This window comes from Mesorhizobium sp. M0571 (assembly GCF_040320985.1).
GTDB lineage: Bacteria > Pseudomonadota > Alphaproteobacteria > Rhizobiales > Rhizobiaceae > Mesorhizobium.
On sequence record NZ_JAMYQT010000147.1, the window covers coordinates 1 to 903 of the forward strand.

General features: G+C 66.2%; 1 protein-coding gene. It reads right to left on the reverse strand.

Annotated elements, in window-relative coordinates; genetic code table 11:
- Window positions 1-783, reverse strand: a 783-nt coding sequence (locus NKI85_RS37765; protein ID WP_352780981.1) for a tyrosine-type recombinase/integrase, incomplete at its 3' end; no start/stop codon positions are given.
- Between the last annotated feature and the right edge of the window lie 120 nt (window positions 784-903).

A 903-nucleotide genomic window follows, 5' to 3' on the forward strand; every position in this document is an offset into this window, starting at 1 on the left:
GAGCAGCACCTGGATGACGCGGATGTCGACATCCTGCTCAAGCAAGTGGGTGGCGAAGCTGTGACGCAGCGTGTGCGGACTGACGCGCTTGCGGATGCCGGCGACTTCGGCTGCTTCCTGGACCGCGCGATGCAGCTGCCGCGACGAGATCGGCGCTGTGCAGCCGCGCCCCGGGAACAGCCAGCCATGGGGGAGCATCACCCCGCGCCGCTTGCCTTCGCGCCACCACAGCCGCAGTAGTTCCAGCAGTTGCGGCGAGAGCATGGCGTTGCGGTCCCTGCGTCCCTTGCCCTGTTCGACGCGGATCAGCATGCGTGTCGAATCGATGTCGTCGACCTTCAGATGCGCGACCTCGGATACGCGCAGGCCCGCGCCATAGGCGACACCGAGCGCGGCCTTGTACTTGATGCCTGGCGCCGCTTCGAGCAGCCGCGCCGCTTCCTCAACGCTCAGCACATCGGGCAGCTTGCGCGCATATCGCGTGACCACCAGCGCGCGGGCCAGATCGCGCCGCCTCAGCGTCACCGTGAACAGGAATCGCAACGCCGAGACCGCGCCGTTGATCGTCGCCGGGCCCAGGCCGTTCTCATGCTGGCGCAGCTGGAAGCGTCGGATGTCCTCGGTCGTCGCGGTGTCGGGAGCGCGACCAAGGAACGCGGCGAAGCGCCGGACATGACGAACGTAGTCCTGCTGCGTATGCGGTCCCAGACCCCGCATCAGCATGTCTTGCTGCATGCGCTGGCGAAGCGGCGTGGTCGGAGCATCAGTCGACAAGGTAGCCATGGCAAGTTCCTCTCGTTGAAGGGAACTCCATGGTCGGATCGCGGGCTCTACCCGCTCAAGGCCTATGAATACCGCGCCATCTCAGAACCAGGCGACACTCCCGCGAAGCGGGTTCGTGCA